The 19,798-nt window shown below is 62.4% G+C and carries 21 protein-coding genes, 1 pseudogene and 1 riboswitch; of the genes and pseudogenes, 11 read left to right on the top strand and 11 right to left on the bottom strand.

All coding sequences use genetic code 11. The annotated features are described in order from the left end of the window. The first annotated feature begins 95 nt into the window (after positions 1-95). Complete coding sequence (locus EDE05_RS22405) at positions 96-314, top strand: 4-oxalocrotonate tautomerase family protein (RefSeq protein ID WP_134102955.1); 219 nt, start codon at positions 96-98, stop codon at positions 312-314. Positions 315-435: 121 nt separating this feature from the next. On the opposite strand, the gene EDE05_RS22400 is transcribed toward EDE05_RS22405, so the two are convergent. Then, positions 436-1,305: an aldo/keto reductase family oxidoreductase gene (locus tag EDE05_RS22400; RefSeq protein ID WP_105374313.1), complete on the bottom strand. Its 870-nt coding sequence runs from the start codon at positions 1,303-1,305 to the stop codon at positions 436-438. Between the two features lie 113 nt (positions 1,306-1,418). Here EDE05_RS22400 and EDE05_RS22395 point away from each other — a divergent pair, with 113 nt between their 5' ends. Then, entirely contained in the window at positions 1,419-2,354 is a 936-nt protein-coding gene (locus EDE05_RS22395; protein WP_112803369.1) for a LysR family transcriptional regulator, read from the top strand. Between the two features lie 38 nt (positions 2,355-2,392). Here EDE05_RS22395 and EDE05_RS22390 read toward each other — a convergent pair whose 3' ends face one another. Together EDE05_RS22390 and EDE05_RS22385 are read right to left on the bottom strand one after the other, a co-directional pair. Continuing rightward, positions 2,393-2,782: a RidA family protein gene (locus EDE05_RS22390; RefSeq protein WP_132413188.1), complete on the bottom strand. Its 390-nt coding sequence runs from the start codon at positions 2,780-2,782 to the stop codon at positions 2,393-2,395. A gap of 118 nt (positions 2,783-2,900) precedes the next feature. Further along, a complete protein-coding gene (locus tag EDE05_RS22385) occupies positions 2,901-3,749 on the bottom strand; it encodes an SDR family oxidoreductase (protein ID WP_105374310.1) in 849 nt (282 codons plus the stop codon). 97 nt (positions 3,750-3,846) lie between these two features. Here EDE05_RS22385 and EDE05_RS22380 point away from each other — a divergent pair, with 97 nt between their 5' ends. Next, complete coding sequence (locus EDE05_RS22380; RefSeq protein ID WP_105374309.1) at positions 3,847-4,749, top strand: LysR family transcriptional regulator; 903 nt, start codon at positions 3,847-3,849, stop codon at positions 4,747-4,749. Positions 4,750-4,811: 62 nt separating this feature from the next. On the opposite strand, the gene EDE05_RS22375 is transcribed toward EDE05_RS22380, so the two are convergent. After that, positions 4,812-5,156 (bottom strand): Atu4866 domain-containing protein, encoded by a 345-nt coding sequence (locus tag EDE05_RS22375; protein ID WP_132413186.1) that lies wholly within the window; start codon positions 5,154-5,156, stop codon positions 4,812-4,814. A gap of 10 nt (positions 5,157-5,166) precedes the next feature. Next, positions 5,167-5,892, bottom strand: a complete 726-nt coding sequence (locus EDE05_RS22370; protein WP_105374320.1) for an SDR family oxidoreductase — start codon at positions 5,890-5,892, stop codon at positions 5,167-5,169. A 120-nt stretch (positions 5,893-6,012) separates the two neighbouring features. On the opposite strand from EDE05_RS22370, the gene EDE05_RS22365 reads away from it, so the two are divergent. Both EDE05_RS22365 and dusA read left to right on the top strand, forming a co-directional pair. After that, positions 6,013-6,921 (top strand): LysR family transcriptional regulator, encoded by a 909-nt coding sequence (locus EDE05_RS22365; RefSeq protein ID WP_112803365.1) that lies wholly within the window; start codon positions 6,013-6,015, stop codon positions 6,919-6,921. A 295-nt stretch (positions 6,922-7,216) separates the two neighbouring features. Then, positions 7,217-8,293 (top strand): tRNA dihydrouridine(20/20a) synthase DusA, encoded by a 1,077-nt coding sequence (gene dusA, locus EDE05_RS22360; RefSeq protein ID WP_112803363.1) that lies wholly within the window; start codon positions 7,217-7,219, stop codon positions 8,291-8,293. 871 nt (positions 8,294-9,164) lie between these two features. Here dusA and EDE05_RS22355 read toward each other — a convergent pair. After that, a complete protein-coding gene (locus tag EDE05_RS22355; RefSeq protein ID WP_205839372.1) occupies positions 9,165-9,437 on the bottom strand; it encodes a hypothetical protein in 273 nt (90 codons plus the stop codon). 596 nt (positions 9,438-10,033) lie between these two features. Between EDE05_RS22355 and EDE05_RS22350 the strand changes: the two genes are divergently transcribed. Beyond that, positions 10,034-10,972: a class I SAM-dependent methyltransferase gene (locus tag EDE05_RS22350; protein WP_157949102.1), complete on the top strand. Its 939-nt coding sequence runs from the start codon at positions 10,034-10,036 to the stop codon at positions 10,970-10,972. A 77-nt stretch (positions 10,973-11,049) separates the two neighbouring features. Here the strand turns inward: EDE05_RS22350 and gcvP are convergent, their stop codons facing one another. The 3 genes from gcvP to gcvT are packed head-to-tail and all read right to left on the bottom strand — an operon-like array spanning position 11,050 to position 15,430. Beyond that, on the bottom strand, positions 11,050-13,914 hold the full coding sequence (gene gcvP, locus EDE05_RS22345) for an aminomethyl-transferring glycine dehydrogenase (protein WP_105374304.1): 2,865 nt from the start codon (positions 13,912-13,914) through the stop codon (positions 11,050-11,052). Next, a complete protein-coding gene (gene gcvH / locus EDE05_RS22340; RefSeq protein ID WP_105374303.1) occupies positions 13,911-14,273 on the bottom strand; it encodes a glycine cleavage system protein GcvH in 363 nt (120 codons plus the stop codon). Before gcvH ends, gcvP begins: the two co-directional genes overlap by 4 nt. A 20-nt stretch (positions 14,274-14,293) precedes the next feature. Then, positions 14,294-15,430: a glycine cleavage system aminomethyltransferase GcvT gene (gene gcvT, locus EDE05_RS22335; protein ID WP_105374302.1), complete on the bottom strand. Its 1,137-nt coding sequence runs from the start codon at positions 15,428-15,430 to the stop codon at positions 14,294-14,296. Between the two features lie 151 nt (positions 15,431-15,581). Continuing rightward, a riboswitch (glycine riboswitch) is annotated at positions 15,582-15,669 on the bottom strand. Positions 15,670-15,860: 191 nt separating this feature from the next. Here gcvT and EDE05_RS22330 point away from each other — a divergent pair. Together EDE05_RS22330 and EDE05_RS22325 are read left to right on the top strand one after the other, a co-directional pair. Then, entirely contained in the window at positions 15,861-16,232 is a 372-nt protein-coding gene (locus EDE05_RS22330) for a hypothetical protein (RefSeq protein WP_105374301.1), read from the top strand. Positions 16,233-16,476: 244 nt separating this feature from the next. Next, a pseudogene (locus EDE05_RS22325) lies at positions 16,477-16,884 on the top strand (copper chaperone PCu(A)C); the annotation flags it as partial. Positions 16,885-16,924: 40 nt separating this feature from the next. On the opposite strand, the gene EDE05_RS22320 reads toward EDE05_RS22325, so the two are convergent. Continuing rightward, complete coding sequence (locus tag EDE05_RS22320) at positions 16,925-17,341, bottom strand: DUF2000 domain-containing protein (RefSeq protein ID WP_105374299.1); 417 nt, start codon at positions 17,339-17,341, stop codon at positions 16,925-16,927. Between the two features lie 130 nt (positions 17,342-17,471). Here EDE05_RS22320 and EDE05_RS22315 point away from each other — a divergent pair, with 130 nt between their 5' ends. Then, on the top strand, positions 17,472-17,969 hold the full coding sequence (locus EDE05_RS22315) for an Lrp/AsnC family transcriptional regulator (RefSeq protein WP_105374319.1): 498 nt from the start codon (positions 17,472-17,474) through the stop codon (positions 17,967-17,969). Between the two features lie 16 nt (positions 17,970-17,985). On the opposite strand, the gene EDE05_RS22310 is transcribed toward EDE05_RS22315, so the two are convergent. Next, complete coding sequence (locus EDE05_RS22310) at positions 17,986-18,264, bottom strand: hypothetical protein (RefSeq protein WP_132413184.1); 279 nt, start codon at positions 18,262-18,264, stop codon at positions 17,986-17,988. A gap of 123 nt (positions 18,265-18,387) precedes the next feature. Between EDE05_RS22310 and crcB the strand changes: the two genes are divergently transcribed. Together crcB and EDE05_RS22300 are read left to right on the top strand one after the other, a co-directional pair. Next, positions 18,388-18,765: a fluoride efflux transporter CrcB gene (crcB, locus tag EDE05_RS22305; RefSeq protein ID WP_105374297.1), complete on the top strand. Its 378-nt coding sequence runs from the start codon at positions 18,388-18,390 to the stop codon at positions 18,763-18,765. 38 nt (positions 18,766-18,803) lie between these two features. Beyond that, entirely contained in the window at positions 18,804-19,793 is a 990-nt protein-coding gene (locus EDE05_RS22300) for an RluA family pseudouridine synthase (RefSeq protein ID WP_105374296.1), read from the top strand. Positions 19,794-19,798: the final 5 nt, after the last annotated feature.

The following is a 19,798-nucleotide window of genomic DNA, read 5'->3' as shown; positions in this document are numbered from 1 at the left end:
ATCGGGCCCAAACGCCGGTCAAAACATAACCGAACCCAAGGAAAAGCCGCGAAAATAAGCGTTCTTGCCCTTGTGTTCTTTCATTGGAGAATCCCATGCCCTTCGTCAATATCAAGACGCCTGAAGCCGCGCTCAGCCGAGCCCAGAAGGAAGAGATCGTGCACCGCGTGATGGATATGATCGTTGAATACTTCTCCGAAGCGGCACGGCCGCACACGATGGTGCTGATTGAGGAAGTGAAGGACGGCGGTTATGGCCGCGCTGATGAGATTTTCGTCCTGCCGGAAGCCTATCGCGTCAGGGAAGACAGTTAAGGCGAAGCCCATCGAGAGCCGGTGCGGACGTTCCGCGCCGGCTCTTGCGGAAACAGAGATGGCCGTCCCACCGCCGCGTCACGGTCGCCCGCCCCGGCCATGGTCCTTTCGCCTGTTCACCTCAGGCCGGCAACATTCCGTCGAGTTCGGCCATTGCGTCTTCCGGGATATCCACTTCGGCGGCGGCGATGTTCTGCCTCAGATGGACACGCGAGGAGGTGCCGGGGATCAACAGGATGTTTGGTGCCCGTTTCAGCAGCCAGGCGAGCGCCACCTGCATCGGCGTCGCGCCGAGCCGGGCCGCCACATCCGACAGCGTCGAGGATTGCAGCGGCGAAAAGCCGCCGAGGGGGAAGAAGGGCACATAGGCGGTGCCCTCCGCGGCAAGCCTGTCGATCAGGGCATCGTCGCCGCGGTTGGCGAGATTGTACATGTTCTGAACGCAGACGATCTCCGTGATCCTGCGTCCTTCCGCGATTTGGCTCGCGGTCACGTTCGAAAGACCGATATGCTGGATCAGCCCCTGACGTTTGAGATCGGCCAGCACGGTCAGCGGCTCCTCGATCGAACCCTCGGCCGGGCCGTGCACGCTGAACATGGCGCGCAGGTTCACAACTTCGATCGCATCGAGTGCAAGATTGCGCAGGTTGTCATGCACGGCCTGCGTCAGTTCTTCCTTGGTGAAGGCCGGGATCCATGAAGCATCTGAGCCGCGCCTGGCACCCACCTTGGTGACGATGACCAGGTCGTCCCGGTAGGGATGGAGCGCTTCATGAATGATCTCGTTGGTAACGTGCGGGCCGTAGAAGTCGCTGGTGTCGATATGGTTGACGCCGCTTTCGACGGCTTCGCGCAGTACGGCGACCGCTTCGGCGCGGTCGTTGGGTGGGCCGAAAACGCCCTTGCCGGCGAGCTGCATCGCTCCATAGCCGAGCCGGTTTACCGCTCGGTTGCCGAGCACAAAAGTTCCTGATTTTGCCACACTGGACATGCGCCTGTCTCCGTTCTTGATGACGTAGCTGAGGTAAACACGTTCCCCTGACCGGACAATCAGCTATGCTCTGCACAGGCTGTACGAGATGCCGGACAATTGAAGGAGGGAATATGGAACGGGACAGGCCGGACATGGCCGACGTCGGCGCCTTCATGAAGGTGGCCCGGGCCGGCGGCTTCCGAGAGGCGGCTCGGGCGAGTGATATCAGCGCGTCCGCGCTGAGCGACGCCGTGCGGCGCCTCGAGGCGGAACTCGGCGTCAGGCTTCTCAACCGCACCACACGCAGCGTGGTGCCGACGGAAGCCGGTCGCGGGCTGATGGAGCGGCTCGGACCGGCATTCGGCGAGATCAATGCCGCGCTCGATTTCGCCCGCGGTTTCCGCGACCGCCCGGCGGGCGTGCTGCGGCTGAACGTGCCGGTCAGCGCCGCAAGGCTGGTCCTGCCGCCCATCGTCTCGCCCTTCCTTGCGGCCTATCCCGACATCAGGCTTGAGATCATGACTGACGAGAGCTTCGTGGATGTGATCGCCGCGGGTTGCGATGCCGGCATCCGCTACGACGAACGGCTGCAGCAGGACATGATTGCCGTGCCGATCGGGCCTCGCATCCAGCGCTATGCGAGCGGCGCCTCGCCAGCCTACCTGGATGTGCGCGGCCGACCGCAGCATCCGCGCGACCTGCTTTCCCACAGCTGTATCCGCGGCCGCTTCGTCGGCCGGCCAATCAGTCCCTGGGAGTTCGAGCGGGACGGTGAGGCCGTCACGATCGACCCGCCCACCTCTCTCGTGGTGCAGGCGGGCGGCGGCTCGGATCTTGGGATCGCAGCGGCGATTGCCGGGACCGGCATTGTCTCCATCTTCGAGGACTGGCTGCGTCCGTACTTCGAAAGCGGAGCGCTGGAGCCAGTGCTGGAGCCATGGTGGCTGAGCTTTCCCGGGCCCTTCCTTTACTATCCCGGGCGCCGGCTGGTGCCAGCGCCCCTGCGCGCCTTCATAGATTTCATCAGAGCTACGCCGCCAGCTCGGCCGAGTGAGTCCGTGTCGTGAAGGGCGTCAGCGCCAATCTGCCAATCCGTTGCCGATCCTCAAGGAATGCGGGCGATGACCTTGATCTCAAAGTCGAAGCCTGCGAGCCAGTTGACGCCCACCGCCGTCCAGTTCGGATAGGGCGGTGCGCCGATCTCTTCCGCGTGGATGGCCATCACTGTCTCGACCTGTCCGGCCGGGTCGGTGTGAAAGGTGGTGACGTCGACGATATCCTCCAGACTGCAGCCGGCAGCGGCCAGGACCGCGCGCAGATTGGCGAAGGCCCGCCGAACCTGATCCTCGAAGAGCGGCTCCGGGGAGCCGTCTTCACGGCTGCCGACCTGACCGGAAACGAAAAGAAGATCGCCGGAGCGAATGGCTGCTGAATATCGATGGAGATCGTACAAGGCATGGCGCTTGGCGGGGAAGATGGCTTCACGTGGGTGCATTTGGTGTTCCTTTGTGTTGATGGCGGGACAGCCCGCGGTTGCGGGCGCCACGGCGTCTGTAGGGAAGAGGGGCGGCGTTGAGAGGGCATCCGCCTGGCCGGTCGGGTGGGGAGGTGGATCAAAGCCGCGCCAATTCCTCCTCGGTAAAGTCGGCGGCGATCGCGACGTCCTTCTGTCTGTCGAGCTCCTCGATGCGGCAAAGCAGTGCCTTGCGGATCCCTGCATAGGCATCGGCACCGAGCACCAGCCGCTTCGGAAGCGGACCCTCCTGATCGGCAAGTCTGATCATCGCGTCCGTCATGCGGTCGGGGTCGCCCTTGATAACCCAGGAGCCTCGGGCGGCTTGGCGAATTCCGTCGGCAGGGGTCCCCTCATAAACCGCGAGCGGCTCGGCCTGCGCAAGATTGCCGCCGAACGCGGTGCGCGCCGGGCCGGGTTCTATGAGGCTGAACTCGATGCCGAAGGGAGCCGTCTCCTGCGCTACGGACTCGACAAAACCTTCGATACCCCACTTGGTCGCGTGATAGAGGCTGAAGGCGGGGTAGGCGATTTGGCCTCCCTCGCTGGACACTTGCAGGATGCGGCCGCCGCCTTGGTTGCGCAGATGCGGCAATGTCGCCTGCATGAGCGTGATCGCGCCGATGAGATTGGTGGCTATGATATCCCGTACCTGCGCGTCGCTAGCTTCTTCGGCCGCGCCGAGTAGGCCATATCCTGCATTGCTGACAACGATGTCGATGCGGGGTGACGCCGCGAAGGCGCGGTCGACCCCGGCACGGACCGAGCGCTGGTCCTTGAGATCCATCGCGACGATGCTGAGCCGTTGAGGGTAGCGTGACTGCAGGTCGGCCAGCGTACCCTCGCTGCGGCTGGCGCCGACAACGCGGTCTCCTCTGAACAGCGCCTTCTCCACCAGCAGCCGGCCCAAGCCGGACGACACACCTGTTATGAGCCAGGTCTTTTCCATTTCATATCTCCTGGTTGACTGCCAACAGGAAATAGGACGGCCGAATTGCGATCATTAGCCCTTGAAATCGGCATGAGCTGATGCAAAAAACCCATCAATGTCTCGCCCGTCGCTCAACGATCTCGCTGCCTTCATGGCCGTCGCCACGCACCGTAGCTTCCGCCGTGCGGCTGATGAGATAGGGGCGGCGCCTTCCACCTTGAGCCATGCCATACGGGGGCTGGAGGAGCGCATGGGCGTGCGTCTCCTCAACCGCACCACGCGCAGCGTCTCGCCGACGGAAGCCGGTTTCCGCTTGCTCGACCGGCTTCAGCCGGCGCTCGCTTCGCTGGATGAGGCGCTCGACAGTATCTCCGGGTTCAGGGGACAGGTGGCAGGAACGGTTCGCATCAATACCCCGCGATTATTGGCCGGTCTCCTCGTCCGCAGGGTCCTTCCGAAAATGACGAGGCTCTATCCTGACGTGACGCTGGACATTGTCGTCGAGGGACGGCTGATCGACATCGTGTCCAGTGGCTTTGATGCCGGCGTGCGCCTCCTGGAATCGGTTCCCAAGGACATGATAGCTTTGCCGTTCGCGCGTCCCTTGACATTCATCTGTGTGGCCTCGCCCGCTTATCTCGATCAGCTCGGCGAGCCGGAAACCCCGGAGGAACTTGAGCGCCATCGTTTGATCGGCCACCGCATGCCCAGCGGCAAATTCTATCGATGGGAGTTCGAGCGCGCAGCCCAGGAGATTGTCATCGACACGAACGGCTCCATCATCCTCGACGACGAGGAGCTGATGGTGGAAGCGGCGATAGAGGGCCTGGGCATTGCCTATGTCGCGGATTGGGCGGCCGAAGCGGCTCTGTCCGATGGCCGGCTGCGCAGAGCCCTCGCTGCGTGGATGCCCGCTCCGGAAAGAGTTGCAGTCTATTACCCGGGACATCGGGCCGTGCCGCCGGCGCTGCGAGCCTTTCTGGATGTTGTAGCCGGGTTGCGGAAGCAAGAACCTTGAGCGGACGGCCGAGCGGCCGTCCTGCCATCTGCCGCTTCTGTGGGGGGCTCCCTGTCGGGCACTTAGTCCCGGCGGTATAGGATCATGCCGCCGTGATGCAGCACCCCGTCGATGAATTCTCCATCGGCGGTGAAGCCGGTATCGTCCCAGTAGTCGATGTGGTTGCCTCTGACCTCGTACCGGCCCTGATAGGCACTCTCGCGGTTTCCGCGGGCCTCGTCATAGCGTCCGTTCGCAAGCAGGTGATGACGGACCCGGCCGTCGGCCGTTACCCACATTCCCACATAAGGGTGGTTTTGCGCCGGTTGAGGGGCGCTCTTTTCAGTTTGCATTTGGGCGGAACCTTTCTCCAGCGGAACAAGGGCGGTCAGGGCCACTGTGGCGGCAAGCATCGATAACTGCTTCATTGCGACCTCCTCATTTTGTCTTCGTCGGCCGGACGACGATCTCGTTCACATCGACGTCGGCTGGTTGCTCGATGGCGAAGCGCACAGCGCGGCCGATCGCGTCCGGCTGCAGCGCGACGGCGCGATAGGTTCTCATCAGTTCCGCGGCGGACGGATCGGTGATGGTGCCGGCAAGCTCGCTCTCGACGACGCCCGGATGGATGCAAGTGACGCGGATATCGTCATGCTCCTGTCTCAGGCCGTCGGAGATGGCCCTGACGGCGAATTTAGTGGCACAGTAGACCGCAGCCGTGGGGGACACGGTCAGCGCTCCGATCGAGGCTATGTTGATGATGTGGCCCGAGCCTCGCGCAACCATGTCCGGCAGCACCGCGGCGATGCCATGGAGCACGCCCTTTATGTTGACATCCACCATCCGGTCCCACTCGTCGACCTTCATGGAGGCCATAGGCGACAGCGGCATGATGCCGGCATTGTTGACGATAACGTCGACCCGGCCGAAGGCATTGCGCGCTGCCTCGGCGAAGGCCGCGACATCGGAGCGGTCGGTGACGTCAAGACGGCGGGTCATCACATCGGCGCCGCCCGCCCGGATTTCTTCCGCCAGCGCTTCCAGGCGATCGGTGCGGCGTGCGCCGAGCATGAGCGTGGCTCCGGCGGAGCCAAGCTCCCGGGCAATGCCCGCACCGATACCGCTGGAGGCGCCGGTTATGAGGACGACTTTGTGGAGGGCCATATCTCGTTTCCTTCTACTGATCAGGTCGACCGCCCTGTAGCGGTTGCCAGCAAGATAGATCTGCTCCATTGTTTCCATAAGCTGCCTATTCCTTTTCAACATGGAAAGAAAATCTAACCAATGTCTATAGATCTCAATGCGCTGGCCGTTTTCGCGCTGGTGGCCGAGGAGAAGAGTTTTCGCGCCGCGGCGGACCGGCTGGATGTGACCCGCTCAGCCGTCAGCCAGACGATCAGACGGCTGGAAGAGACGCTGGGTATAGCACTGGTACAGCGCACTACTCGGAGCGTCAGCCTGACCGAGGCGGGCGAACGGCTGCTCGGCGACGTGGCTCCGGCGATTGCGGAACTGCGTGTGGCGATGGACGCTGTGGGTGATTTGCGCGCCCGTCCCCGCGGGCAGCTAAGGCTTGCCGTCTCCTCGATTGCGGAGGACTTTCTTTCGGGGCCGCTCCTGGCGAGCTTTGCCGCGGCCTATCCGGAAGTTCAGCTCGACATCACGGTGACTGACGAGGAATTCGATATCGTTGCCGAAGGGTATGATGCCGGCGTAAGGCTCGGCGAGGTCATCGAACAGGACATGATCGCCGTGCCGATTGCCGGTGACGAGCGGCAGCTCGCCGTCTGCGCGCCGGCATATCTTCAGCGTTTCGGTGCGCCGTCGCATCCGAGCGAGCTTGTCGCGCATCGCTGCATCGGTTGGCGGCCGGCGCCGAAAGCGGCGCCCTATCGCTGGGAATTCGCGGAAAACGGCAAGGAGTTCAGCGTCGCGGTGATGCCCGAGATCACCACCAACGACATGGCGTTGATGATCAAGCTCGCAGTGGCCGGCGCGGGCATCACCTTCGGCATGGAGGAAAGCTTCCGCCCGTGGATGGAGCGGGGCGAACTGGTTCCGCTGCTTGAGCAATACTGCCCGCGCTTTGCCGGCTTCTATCTCTATTATCCGAGCCGCCGCAACCTGGCGCCGAAGCTGCGGGCGCTTGTCGATCATATGCGTCGACGCGATCGCGGTGCGGCCGCATCGTGATCCGCTGATTTTCAACAAGCTGGCGCCTGATGGGCGGACCTGCAACTTCTGGCCTGGCTCTGTCGCGCCAGATTTGGCAAGTTGGCGACCGCGCTTCCTCATCTATGCGGTGGTTGCCGGCTGCCTATCAAAAGTCTTCGTCTCATGATAAGTGACGCCGTCGCGCATGACCCGCTGTAGCCGGCGCTGCCGTCCTTGGCTTGCGCGCGGTGATGGGTCCATGAGCGCATCCTCATTTGGTTCTAGTGGGTCCATTGGGCCAAATCCGCTCCGAAGCCGGCGGGTTTAGCGCAAGATGAGCTTGAACAAGACGGAGAAGAAAGCGTTGCAAGGGCCTGAAAGAAAAACAAAAGACAACTATTTCAAGGCTCCCGTCTTCGCCGTTGCCCCTATGATCGACTGGACGGACCGGCATTGCCGTTTCCTGCACCGGCAATTGTCTAGGCAGGCGCTGCTTTATACCGAAATGGTGGTGGCGGACGCGATCATCCACGGTCCGCGCCAGAGGCTGCTTTCCTATTCGCCGGAGGAACATCCGGTCGCGCTGCAGCTTGGCGGATCGGACGCGGCCAAATTGTCCGAAGCGGTCCGGATTGCGACGGACTACGGTTATGACGAAATCAACCTCAATGTTGGCTGTCCGTCGGACCGGGTGCAATCGGGCACCTTCGGCGCCTGCCTGATGCGCGACCCGGGGCATGTAGCGGACCTCGTTTCGGCGATGAAGCGAGTCTCGAAGGTGCCGGTAACGGTGAAATGCCGGATCGGCATCGACGACCAGGAGCCGGCGGACGTGCTGCCGGATTTCCTCGCGCGGATGATCGGCGCCGGGGCCGACGCGATCTGGATCCATGCCCGAAAAGCCTGGCTGCAGGGGCTGAGCCCCAAGGAAAACCGGGAAATTCCGCCGCTCGACTACGGTCTCGTCCATCGGATGAAGCAGGAAAATCCCGGCGTCTTCATCGGCATCAACGGCGGCATCGCCGATCTCGATCAGGCCGCAGGTCACCTTGAGGTGATGGATGGTGTGATGCTCGGCCGCGCCGCCTACCAGAATGCGGGGCTGCTTGCCGGGGTGGATGCTTTGGTGGCAGGAACTGATGCGGCCGACCCGGATTGGCTGGCCTTGCGCGACAGTATGATGGCCTATGCGGAAGGCGTGATCACTGCCGGAGGGCGGCTGCACCATGTCACGCGGCACATGGTCGGGTTGTTCCAGGGATTTGCGGGTGCCCGCCGTTTTCGCCAGATCCTGTCGGCAGAAGCAACTCGACCCGGGGCAGGCGTCGAGGTCATCACTGCGGCCTTTGCGGCGGTGGACATTGCGGCTGGTTCGCGCGTTCAGCCCGAGGAGAAGATGCTGGCCGGGTAAGGACAAGACGGACTCCCTCCTTGGTGTTCTCGGTTTTTTTTGTCGGACGGGGCGCTGGGAGCTGCCTCGTAAGTTAGTTTATAGGTGACACCTCTCAGCGCCCCGTTCGGCGGTTTTTATCCGCGACTCCGGTCCCTCTGCCGTGGCCTTTCCGGATGGTGTTCGTCTGGTTCCTGATACCCGTCCGGATCCTCGGGTTTAACCCGAGGACCAACCGGCAAGGGTGAACAGGCGCCGCCGCCGGACTTTCCGCTGTAAGCGGACGGACTTGAACACAAGCCCGGCGAAACCATCCTTTGGGCCACCATGTGTGCCGCACAGGCACGCCCGGCGCGCTCTTTCGGGCATCAGAAGCAGGTGGCCGGTCCGAAACCATCCCGCTTCCCCCGTGTCGCCGGAGGGAGACCATTTTCCGCGGACCCCGATGATGGAGGTTTACGTCGTCCCTCCACCACCAGCGCCGGCCCCGCCTCGCCAGGACGCCTCCTGGTGTATCCGATGCGGGACGGGGAAATTGTAGGCACGAGGCGAAGGGGTGGGGATGAAGGGGGACGACTTTTTTGTTCGTCATCCTCGTTCTCGGGTTTAACCCGGGGATAACCCAAGGCACAAACGAATGAAATCAGATGATTAGGCCTTCGCGCGATTCGGAATAAATCGACTTCACGACCAAAAATGCTTGTTTTTGGATCCTCGAGGTCATCGCCGGGTCAAGCCCGAGGATGACAAAGGAGAGCGTGTCGCCGGAGGGAGACCATTTTCCGCTGACCCGGATGGTGAAGGTTCACGTCGTATCTCTACTACCAGCGCCGGCACTAATATCCCCGCTCTCGAGGGCGATGATGTCAGTCCCCACAGCGCGGTTCCGCGCTCAGACGTCGTCCAGTCTTCGCAGAAGCTGCTGGATCCTCGAGGGCTTTGACGGCAGATCCGCCGGTTCCGACTTCAGAAGGTTTCGCTCCGTCAGGTCGAATTGATACCAGTCGATCAGAGCGGAAGCGACATCGGCTGCCGATTCATCGGTCAGGTCGACGGCGTTTTCCTCGCACCAGGCTTCCAGAAATTTCTGCAGCAGATCAAGGTCATCAGGACCAAGAAGAACTGCCGATTGCTTGGCGTATCGCTGAAGCATAAGCATTCTCATCAAGTATCCGCGGCTGCCTTGCCTCAGCAGTCCCGCGGCACCCCATATGGCAAAAGGGCAACGATTCTCTCGCGAGACTGTCGCAATTCGAGCTTGTGCAGGGCTTTCTAATATTCCGGCAGCCGTACGACTTGGCGGACGACGCCTGCCACATCTAACGTAACTGCTGCAAAGCGTTACTGTTCCGCCCATACCGGCGAGCCATGCCAACTCCAAAGGGAGGAAAAGCCGCTATACTGGCCATCGCTCTCACTGGGAAAGCCCGTTGCCAGTAGTTCTTTCGGAGGAACCGGGGAAGAACCAGCAATCAATATGGGGCGTTGACGATGTAGAAGGCCTGACAATACCTTTCGATCAACCGGTAGATCACTCGGCCTTGGGTCGGATATCGGGGCTGCATTGGAAGAGACACTGTGCTACCCACGCTCAAATCCTTTGTTCATCACGCTCGGCCGATCCTTCGTGCCCAGGCAAGGGGGCCCAATATCGTCCAGCCGCGGGAGCAGCTCGACCAACCGGTAGACCGAGAACCCGGCGAAGGTTCGACGAACGGCTTCCGGGTGCAATCGAATGGGATGTCCGGAAGGGCGCAGGGCATGATATCGGCATGCGACGGTCTGCTGAGCTGCCCCGATTGCCGCGCCGATCTTGCCGCACCCAGAAGATGCGATGCATGCGGACGGGAATTCGTACGGGAGGACGAGCGGCCGAACCTGATGCCACGCGGCGGCGGCACCGTCCGTTTTGAATGGCCCGCACAGGCGTTCAATCCAGCAACCATCCCTGACGTGGAGATCCTGCGCTTTCCCCCGGCGCACGGCCAGCCCAAGGGCGGCATCTATCACCTCGACCGGGCGCATGAGGCGTGCCTGAACGAGCTGCCGGCGGGAAGTACGGTGCTGGAAATCGGCTGCGGCGGCGGCCAGATGCGAAAATGGATGGGCGAGCGCGGCATCCACTATATCGGCGTCGACGTGGCTGTCGACCGCGTGCACGACTGGCTGCGCAGCCATGGCGGCCCGGATATTCTCTGCGATGCTCATGTGCTGCCCTTCCGCGACGGGAGCTTCGACGCGGTTTATGCGTCCGCCGTATGGGAGCATCTGGCCTTTCCCCAGCTTGCTGCGAAGGAGGCGGCCCGGGTTCTGAAGCCCGGCGGCGTCTGCCTTGGCTCGGCTTCGTTTCTCGAACCCTGGCACGACGCAAGCTATTATCACATGACACCTTATGGGGTTTTCATGACGCTGAGCCTTGCGGGGTTCAAGGCGATCCAGATCTGGCCCGAGACGAAGTGGTCGGGCTTCCGGGCGATGCTCGAGATGGGCAACAAGGCGACGCGGGCGATACGCGGCCTGTCCTGGCTGATCTATGGCTGGTACCTGGCTCCCAAAGCGGCTCAGGCCTGGCTGCGCAGGGGGCGAAAGCCCGACGAACAGGCGCTTTTGCACCCCATCGCCGAGATGGCCGGCGCTATTGCGTGGATCGCAAGGAAGTCCGATAGCCGGCTGCCGGAGCGGACGGAAACTTCGAGCTAATTCGTTTCAATGGGCCGCCGTCTTACTGCGGCGGTAGCCTGGGCGGCCTGACGAAAACAGGCCGCCCGTGATCGCGGTTATTCCGCGGCTTCGGCGTAAGATTCCATCGGCGGGCAGGTGCAGACGAGGTTGCGGTCGCCATAGACGTTGTCGACGCGGTTGACCGGCGACCAGTATTTGTCCACGCGGAAGGCGCCCGGCGGATAGCAGGCCTGTTCGCGGCTGTAGGGGCGGTCCCATTCGCCAACCAGGTCTTCCACCGTATGCGGGGCGTTTTTCAGCGGGTTGTTCGTCCGATCCATGCGGCCGTCCTCGATGGCACGGGCTTCCTCGCGGATCGCCAGCATTGCGTCGCAGAAGCGGTCGAGCTCGGCCTTGGTCTCGCTCTCGGTCGGCTCGATCATCAGCGTGCCGGCGACCGGCCAGCTCATGGTCGGGGCATGGAAACCGCAGTCGATCAGGCGTTTGGCGACATCGTCGACGCTGACGCCGGCAGAGGCGTTGAGCGGGCGCGTGTCGATGATGCATTCGTGGGCGACGCGGCCTGCCTCCGACTTGTAGAGCACGTCATAGGCACCCTTGAGACGCGCGGCGATATAGTTGGCGTTGAGGATCGCCACCTTCGTCGCCTGGGTCAGGCCTTCGCCACCCATCATCAGGCAATAGGACCAGGAGATCGGCAGGATCGACGGCGAGCCGAACGGGGCTGCCGAGACTGCGCCCTCGCGACCGTCGCTTTCCGGATGACCCGGCAGATGCGCTGCGAGATGCGCCTTGACACCGATCGGACCCATGCCAGGGCCGCCGCCGCCATGCGGGATACAGAAGGTCTTGTGGAGGTTGAGGTGGGAAACGTCGGAGCCGATGTCACCGGGGCGGGACAGGCCGACCATTGCGTTCATGTTGGCGCCGTCGAGATAGACTTGACCGCCGTGGGCGTGGGTAATCTCGCAAATCTCCTTCACCGTCTCCTCGAAGACGCCGTGGGTCGAAGGATAGGTGATCATGCAGCATGAGAGGTTTTCCGCATACTGCTCTGCTTTTGCTCGGAAATCTTCGATATCGACATCACCGTTTTCCTTGGCCTTGACCGGCACGACCTTCATGCCGACCATCTGTGCGGAAGCTGGATTGGTGCCGTGCGCGGAGGTCGGGATAAGGCAGACATCGCGATGCGTGTCGCCATTGGCGATGTGATAGTTGCGGATGGTCAGGAGACCCGCGTATTCGCCTTGCGCGCCGGAATTCGGCTGCATGGAGAACGCGTCGTAGCCGGTGATCTGGCAGAGCTTTGCGGATAGATCGTCGATCATCTCCTTATAACCGAGCGCCTGGTCGGCGGGTACGAAGGGGTGGATGTCGGCAAATTCCGGCCAGGTAATCGGCAGCATTTCCGCCGTGGCGTTGAGCTTCATGGTGCAGGAGCCGAGTGGGATCATCGCCCGGTCGAGCGCCAGATCCCGGTCCGAGAGCCGGCGGATATAGCGGGTCATCTCGCTTTCGGCGCGGTTCATGTGGAAGATCGGATGGGCCATATAGGCCGATTTGCGCAGCAGCGCGTTCGGCAGACGGTATTCCGGTTCGAAATCGGAAACCTCGAAATTGCCGCCGAAGGCGCGCCAGACCGCTTCGAGCGTCGCGGGGCGGGTGCGCTCGTCGAGCGACATGCCGATCTTCGTCTCACCGACCTTGCGCAGGTTGATGCCTTCGGCCACAGCGGCACGCAGGATGAGACCCTGCATATGTCCGACTTCGACGGTAATGGTGTCGAAGAAGGTGTCGGGCTCGATTGTATAGCCGAGCCTTTCGAGGCCCTTGGCCATCAATACAGCCTTCTTGTGGACCTGCTGGGCGATCGCCTTCAGACCGTCGGGGCCGTGAAAGACGCCGTACATGGACGCCATGACGGCCAGCAGCACCTGAGCGGTGCAGATGTTCGAGGTCGCCTTTTCTCGGCGGATATGCTGCTCGCGGGTCTGGAGCGACAGGCGATAGGCGCGGTTGCCGCGGCTGTCGACCGAGACGCCGACGAGACGGCCCGGCATGGCGCGCTTGTGGGCGTCCTTGACCGCCATATAGGCCGCATGCGGTCCGCCGTAACCGACCGGCACGCCGAAGCGCTGCGACGAGCCGATGGCGATGTCGGCGCCCATTTCGCCGGGGGATTTCAGGAGCGTCAGCGCCAGAAGATCGGCCGCGACCGCTGCGACCGCGCCCGTCTGGTGGAGGCGCGCGATCAGGCCGGAGAAGTCGTGGCAGTGGCCGTTGGTGCCGGGATACTGGAAGATGGCGCCAAAAACGTCGACAGGATCGAGATCAGTCATCGGGTCGCCGACGACGACGGTCCAGCCAAGCGGGGCGGCGCGAGTCTCGATCAGGGCGATGGTCTGGGGATGGCAGGCGCTATCGACGAAGAAGGCCGTCGCCTTGGACTTCGCCTGGCGCTGGCAGAGCGCCATGGCTTCGGCGGCGGCGGTTGCCTCGTCAAGCAGAGAGGCGTTGGCGACATCGAGGCCGGTCAGGTCGCAGATCATGGTCTGGAAATTCAGGAGCGCTTCCAGGCGGCCCTGCGAGATTTCCGGCTGGTACGGCGTGTAGGCCGTGTACCAGGCGGGATTTTCCAGAATATTGCGCTGGACGACGGGCGGCGTGATCGTGCCGTAATAGCCCTGGCCGATCAGCGAGACGAGCGCCTTGTTCTTGTTGGCGGTGTCGCGCAGCTTGTCGAGCGCTTCGCGTTCCGTCAGCGCCGGCCCCCAGGCAAGCGGGACGGTCTGGCGGATCGAGGCGGGGACAGTGGCGTCGATCAGCTTGTCGAGCGACGGATAGCCAACGACTTTCAGCATCTCCGCCATTTCGGCCGGAGAGGGGCCGATATGCCGGCGGTTTGCGAAGTCGTACGGCTGGTAGTCGGTGAAGTGGAAATCTGTGGAGTCGCTCATGCGATGAGGTCCTTATAGGCGGCTTCGTCGAGCAGCGCGTCGGCATCGGAAGCGTTCTTGAGCTTCAGCTTGAAGAACCAGCCGGCACCCTGCGGATCCGAATTGACGATCGAGGGATCGTCGACGATCGCCTGGTTGACCTCGGCGACTTCGCCATCGAGCGGACAATAGACATCGGATGCCGCCTTCACGGATTCCACTGTGGCGGCATTGCCGTCCTTCGTCAGTTCGGCACCCACTTCCGGCAGTTCCACGAAAACGAGATCGCCGAGCTGTTCGGCAGCGTGAGAGGTGATGCCGACGGTGGCGACGTCGCCTTCGAGCTTCAGCCATTCATGTTCGGCGGTAAATTTCAGCATGGTTCTCTCCGGAGGGTTTTTTAGCGTTTGTAGGTGGGGGCGATGAAAGGGAGTTTGGCGACGGTAACGGGCAGGAACCTGCCACGGACCTCGGCAAAGATCTGGGTGCCAGGCTCGGCATATTGGGTCGGGACATAACCCATAGCGACCGGGCCTTCGACCGAAGGGCCGAAGGTGCCGGAGGTGACCTCGCCGAGTTCGATCTTGCCTTCGGCGTCCGCAAAAAGCTTGGCGTGCGAGCGGACGGGGGCTTTGCCTTCCGGCTTCAGGCCGACGCGGCGGCGCGAGGTGCCGTTCGTCAGTTCATCCAGGATGCGACCGGCGCCAGGGAAGCCCCCGGCGCGTTCGCCGCCCGGACGGCGGGCCTTCTGGATCGCCCATTCGAGCGAGGCCTCGATCGGAGAGGTCGTCGTGTCGATGTCGTTGCCATAGAGGCAGAGCCCGGCTTCGAGCCGCAGCGAATCGCGGGCGCCGAGGCCGATCGGCATGCAATGCAGATCCTCGAGCAGCGCCTTGGCGAGTTGTTCGGCGTCTTTAGCGGGGACGGAGATCTCGAACCCGTCCTCGCCGGAATAACCGGAGCGGGAGACGATGCAGGCGGCATCGTGAAGGCTGGCGTCGCAGACATCCATGAACTTCATGTCAACGACATCCGGCCAGAGTTCGGCGAGCACTGCCTCGGCCCTGGGGCCTTGTAGCGCGAGAAGCGCCCGGTCCTCAACGAGCGTCACGTCGCAATCCGAAAGATGCGCCTTCATATGGGCGACATCGGCCTCCTTGCAGGCGGCGTTGACGACGACCAAGAGGTGATCGCCGCGATTGGTGATCATCAGGTCGTCGAGGATACATCCGTTCTCGTCGGTGAAGAACCCGTAGCGCTGGCGGCCTCCCTTCAGGCCGAGGATATCCACCGGAACCAGGCTTTCCAGCGCCCTTGCCGCATCCTCATAGACACCGGATCTTGCTCTCACGAGAACCTGTCCCATGTGGGAGACGTCGAAAAGCCCGGCGGCCGTGCGGGTGTGCAGGTGCTCCTTGAGAACGCCCGCGGGATATTGCACCGGCATGTCATACCCGGCGAACGGCACCATCTTCGCTCCGAGCGACAGATGAAGGGCGTGAAGGGGTGTTTTCTTCAGTACGGTCTGATCGTCCAAGGACGCCTCCAGGTCTTGGCGCTTGACGCACCGGCTCACGGTCAGGCGCGTTGCCGCGCCGGTTTTTGAGCCCCCTCTGTCCCTTTCGCCTGAGATTGTTATCCCTTCGGCGAGTCTCTCCCTAAGGAAAAACTTCTCTCCAGAGTCCTGTCGACGCTCGCTGGTCCTTTTGCCTGAGAGTTTCCGGGGCGGTTGCTCCTTCGGCACCGCATTGAAGCGGATTCTCCCAGCGAGTTCGGCGTCATTATCCGCCTCGACCGGGGTTTGACAAGAGGCCAATGTCGCTCCGGACATAATTTCTGTCGCAGCGCAATGAACGCTGCTTGACCTGGTGCAAACAGCCGTCGTGGCTGCGTGGTATAGAGAGGACCATGTTTTGCGCTTCCCGACGAATTGGGTTATGCCGAGTGCTATTCGAGCAGGTTATGCAATGACGACAGGTCCCCGCACAGTGACAAGCGTGCTGCGCATCTTTTGCGCCGTACTCCTGCTTTCGCTGGGGCTTGGCCATCAGCCTGGAAGCGCCGCTCCGCTCGAATCGTTCGGCGAAGAATATCGGCTTCCGGACGGCACTTTCGCCGACATCTGCGCCGAGGGCGAGCACAGGCGGGAGCCGGCGGCAAAGCCGCTTTGCGAAGTCTGCCTGCTTGCCGCCTCGGTCATCCTGCCGCCGCCCAATGATGAAACATGGCTGGCGGGCGGGCAGCGATCCCATGCGAAGGCGCTGCCGAGGCCCGTCGAGACTTTCGGTGCGAGCGCGGTCGAGCGGCCGAGATCCCGCGCTCCACCTGCCTCGATCTGATCTTTGCATTCATACAGATCAATCGTTCCCGGTCGGACAGCCAAAGCGTGCTGTCACCGGAAGAGGACATATCATGAAGACCATCGCAAAAATCATCCTTTCAGGCATGCTCGCAACCGCCGGTGCTGCTCACACCTTCGCGCAACCTGTTTTCCTCAATGCATCGAGGCCAACGAACGACGTGATCATGGCGGCCGGCACGGATCACATGCAGGGCATGATGGCGGGCGGCGCAACCGCGACCGGCGAGGCAATCAAAGTCGGCGATCTGGTGATCACCGGGGCGTTCTCCAAGGCCATGCTGCCGGGTCAGCCTGTCGGCGGCGGATACCTGACCATCACGAACAACGGCGAAGTTGACGATATGCTGGTGTCCGCCTCCTCGCCGGTGGCAGGCGCGGTGGAACTGCATGAAATGGCGATGCAGGGGCAGGTGATGAAAATGCGCAAGCTCGATGCCGGAATCGCGATCCCAGCCGGACAGACGATCGAGCTGAAACCGGGCGGGCTGCACATGATGTTCATGAAGGTGAAAGAGCCCTTCAAGGCCGGTGGCGAAGTGCCCGTGACGCTGACATTCGAAAAAGCCGGACCGATCGAAGTCAAACTGGCCGTGGGCGCGGCTGGTCCGGGCGGCCACAAGACCAACTGACACCCCTCGGGAGGCCGCCAAAGGCGCGGCCTCATCTCCCTCAGCGGAGAAGCCTGAGGCTGCCGGTCAGCGATCTGACCCATTTCGACGGGCCGGCGAGCCCCAGGCCGTCGATTATCTCCTGCGACAGATCGCAGTTCGGGAAAGCGGCCTCATAGTCTCTGTAGTCATGCAGCGACCGGGCGAAAGCCGGGAAGGGTACGACGGCGCGGTCCTCGGACCGGCCGAGCGCCCGCAGGAGAAGCGCGCCGATCGTTTCCGCGTCTGCTGCGAGAATCGGCACCGGTTCATTGGAACTGGTGTCGATCGCGCGACCATCTCGGTCGGCGAGGGTTTGCCCGGCAAGCTGCGGCAGGCGCGCGCCGAGACCTACGGAAATGGCACTGACCGTATTGGCGACGAGGCCGATCGGCAGGGCGGGATTGACGACGATGGCAAGGCGGATGTCTTCGCTCATGATTTTCCGGCGTGGTTGGAAGCCGCCGGATGATAGTGCAGCTCGCCGGGATGATCTTACCTTTCGCTTCTGGTTCCTCGCCGTTTTTGGTAAGACTTACCGGCAATCAGCGAAGGATGGGCAGAAATTTATGGATGGTGAGATCGAACCGGCAGATGTGCGAATCTTGAAAGCTTTACAGGAAGACGGCCGGCTGACGAATCAGGCATTGGCGGAGAAGGTCGGGCTTTCGACGTCGCCGAGCTGGCGGCGGGTCAGGCATCTGGAAGAGAGCGGCGTTATCCAGGGGTATCGGGCAATCCTGGACCGGCGGGCGATCGGCCTCGGCGTGCTTGCCTTCATCCGCGTCAAGATCGACAGCCATAGCGAAGCGGAAGCGGAGGCTTTCGCGGACGAGGTAAGCCGGCTGGAAGAGGTGGTGGCATGCTACAGTATTGCCGGTGACGCTGACTTCCTGCTGCAGGTCGTCTCGCCCGATCTCGACGCCTATGCCGATTTCGCCATGTCGACTCTCAGGCGGTTGCCGCGCATCAAGGAAATGCAGACAACGTTCGTGCTGAAGGAGATCAAAGGCTTTGAAGGATTTCCGCTGAAGTTCGCGGGCAAATCCCGCAGGCAGGCGCCGTGAGGCGGACGGTAGGCAACTAATCTTCCAGATCCCGATACGCAGACTGGACCTGATGATAGGAAACCTGCTGATGCGGTTGATGACCCGCGCTCAAAAGGTCGACGGAAACGGCGGTGGCGGGAATCATCAGTTCGATGTCGCCGGGCTCGCCGGCATTCTGGGCACGTCTCGCATTACGCTCGGCGTCGGCCTTGATGTCTGCTGCCTGATCCTTTGGCGACAGGCGCCGGCCGGGTTTTAGCGCCTCTATGGCCATGGCGGCGGTGTTTGCCGAGATGCTAAGCACTTGAGTCATATGATCTGCCACTTCTTCTCCGATCATAAAGAAGTAAGCGGAACCCGATTCGTTCCGGTTTAAGCAAAAGGCCGGCATTTTATCGATTTGACGATTTTTTGTTCCAGGTTACAGAGTATGCCCATGAATCATATGCTTCTTGTTGCCATCGGGGGAGCTCTCGGCTCCGTCTGCCGCTATCTCGTCGGACTCTGGGCCCTGCGCCAATTCGGCCCGAACTTCCCTTGGGGCACACTCACGGTGAACGTGGCGGGTTCCTTCGCGATCGGCTTGCTCGCCGAGCTCATCGTACGGCGGTATGATGCTTCGCCCGAGATGCGGCTCTTGCTGATCACCGGGGTGCTCGGCGGCTTCACGACCTTTTCGGCGTTTTCACTGGACGTCATCACGCTTTTCGAGCGGGGCGCAGCGCTGGCTGGCGCAACTTATGTCCTCGCCAGCGTGGCGATCTCGCTCGGCGCCGTCTTTGCCGGGCTGGCGCTCGGGCGGGCAATGCTCTAAAGACCGGGCTCAATCAGACGAGACACGAAAGAGCGTTGATGGCAGGCATCGAGCATATCCGCGTCGAGGCGGACGAGGCGGGGATGCGTCTCGACCGCTGGTTCAAGATCCATTACCCAGGGCTCGGCTTCGGGCCGCTGCAGAAGCTCTTGCGTTCCGGCCAGGTGCGCGTCGATGGTGGGCGCGTCAAATCCGACACCCGGGTTCAACCGGGCCAGACGGTGCGCATTCCGCCCATGGATATAGACGCCAAGAAGACCGGCCCGATCGCCTCGAAGGACCTGAAGCATTCCAGCGATTTCGAGCTGCTGTCGCGCATGGTGCTGCACGAGGACGAGAAGGTCATTGTCCTTAACAAACCTGCAGGGCTTGCCGTACAGGGCGGTTCCGGCGTCACGCGGCATATCGACCAGATGCTCGACGCCTGGGTCAGCCCGAAGGGCGAAAAGCCGCGGCTCGTCCACCGCCTCGACCGTGACACATCAGGCGTGCTGGTGATCGCCCGCACCCGCGGTGCGGCACAGAAGCTGACAGCAGCCTTTCGCGAGCGGGACACGACGAAGACCTATTGGTCGCTCGTCAAAGGCGTGCCGCGCAAACACGAGGACAAGATCTCCACCTGGCTGGTGAAAGAGCAGACGCCCGACGGAGACCGCATGCGGATCGCCAAACATGGCGAGGAGGGGGCCGACCACGCGGTGTCTTATTACCGCGTTCTGGAAACGGCGGCGCAGACGCTCGCCTGGCTGGAGATGGAGCCCTATACAGGCCGCACCCATCAGCTTCGCGTTCACGCGCTGCATATCGGCCATCCGATCATCGGCGATCCCAAATATTTCGACGACGACCCGAACTGGGCCTTTCCGGGCGGCGTGCAGAAGAAGCTGCACCTGCATGCGCGGCATATCGATATTCCGCACCCGAACGGCGGGCGGCTGAGAGTGACGGCGCCCTTGCCGCCGCATATGCTCCAGACCTGGAACTTGCTGGGCTTCGATATGGAAAATGGCGCAAGGGAAGACGAGTAGCAGAG

The organism is Neorhizobium sp. R1-B (genome assembly GCF_004368875.1).
GTDB classification, from domain to species: Bacteria; Pseudomonadota; Alphaproteobacteria; order Rhizobiales; family Rhizobiaceae; genus Neorhizobium; species Neorhizobium huautlense.
This window is presented reverse-complemented; position numbering and strand designations above follow the sequence as displayed.

Bases quoted from the DNA above. Each gene is read 5' to 3' on its own strand.
- EDE05_RS22405 (WP_134102955.1), top strand. From the start codon at position 96: ATGCCCTTCGTCAATATCAAGACGCCTGAAGCCGCGCTCAGCCGAGCC.
- EDE05_RS22400 (WP_105374313.1), bottom strand. From the start codon at position 1,305: ATGTCCAGTGTGGCAAAATCAGGAACTTTTGTGCTCGGCAACCGAGCG.
- EDE05_RS22395 (WP_112803369.1), top strand. From the start codon at position 1,419: ATGGAACGGGACAGGCCGGACATGGCCGACGTCGGCGCCTTCATGAAG.
- EDE05_RS22390 (WP_132413188.1), bottom strand. From the start codon at position 2,782: ATGCACCCACGTGAAGCCATCTTCCCCGCCAAGCGCCATGCCTTGTAC.
- EDE05_RS22385 (WP_105374310.1), bottom strand. From the start codon at position 3,749: ATGGAAAAGACCTGGCTCATAACAGGTGTGTCGTCCGGCTTGGGCCGG.
- EDE05_RS22380 (WP_105374309.1), top strand. From the start codon at position 3,847: ATGTCTCGCCCGTCGCTCAACGATCTCGCTGCCTTCATGGCCGTCGCC.
- EDE05_RS22375 (WP_132413186.1), bottom strand. From the start codon at position 5,156: ATGAAGCAGTTATCGATGCTTGCCGCCACAGTGGCCCTGACCGCCCTT.
- EDE05_RS22370 (WP_105374320.1), bottom strand. From the start codon at position 5,892: ATGGCCCTCCACAAAGTCGTCCTCATAACCGGCGCCTCCAGCGGTATC.
- EDE05_RS22365 (WP_112803365.1), top strand. From the start codon at position 6,013: ATGTCTATAGATCTCAATGCGCTGGCCGTTTTCGCGCTGGTGGCCGAG.
- dusA (WP_112803363.1), top strand. From the start codon at position 7,217: ATGAGCTTGAACAAGACGGAGAAGAAAGCGTTGCAAGGGCCTGAAAGA.
- EDE05_RS22355 (WP_205839372.1), bottom strand. From the start codon at position 9,437: ATGAGAATGCTTATGCTTCAGCGATACGCCAAGCAATCGGCAGTTCTT.
- EDE05_RS22350 (WP_157949102.1), top strand. From the start codon at position 10,034: ATGATATCGGCATGCGACGGTCTGCTGAGCTGCCCCGATTGCCGCGCC.
- gcvP (WP_105374304.1), bottom strand. From the start codon at position 13,914: ATGAGCGACTCCACAGATTTCCACTTCACCGACTACCAGCCGTACGAC.
- gcvH (WP_105374303.1), bottom strand. From the start codon at position 14,273: ATGCTGAAATTTACCGCCGAACATGAATGGCTGAAGCTCGAAGGCGAC.
- EDE05_RS22330 (WP_105374301.1), top strand. From the start codon at position 15,861: ATGACGACAGGTCCCCGCACAGTGACAAGCGTGCTGCGCATCTTTTGC.
- EDE05_RS22320 (WP_105374299.1), bottom strand. From the start codon at position 17,341: ATGAGCGAAGACATCCGCCTTGCCATCGTCGTCAATCCCGCCCTGCCG.
- EDE05_RS22315 (WP_105374319.1), top strand. From the start codon at position 17,472: ATGGATGGTGAGATCGAACCGGCAGATGTGCGAATCTTGAAAGCTTTA.
- EDE05_RS22310 (WP_132413184.1), bottom strand. From the start codon at position 18,264: ATGACTCAAGTGCTTAGCATCTCGGCAAACACCGCCGCCATGGCCATA.
- crcB (WP_105374297.1), top strand. From the start codon at position 18,388: ATGAATCATATGCTTCTTGTTGCCATCGGGGGAGCTCTCGGCTCCGTC.
- EDE05_RS22300 (WP_105374296.1), top strand. From the start codon at position 18,804: ATGGCAGGCATCGAGCATATCCGCGTCGAGGCGGACGAGGCGGGGATG.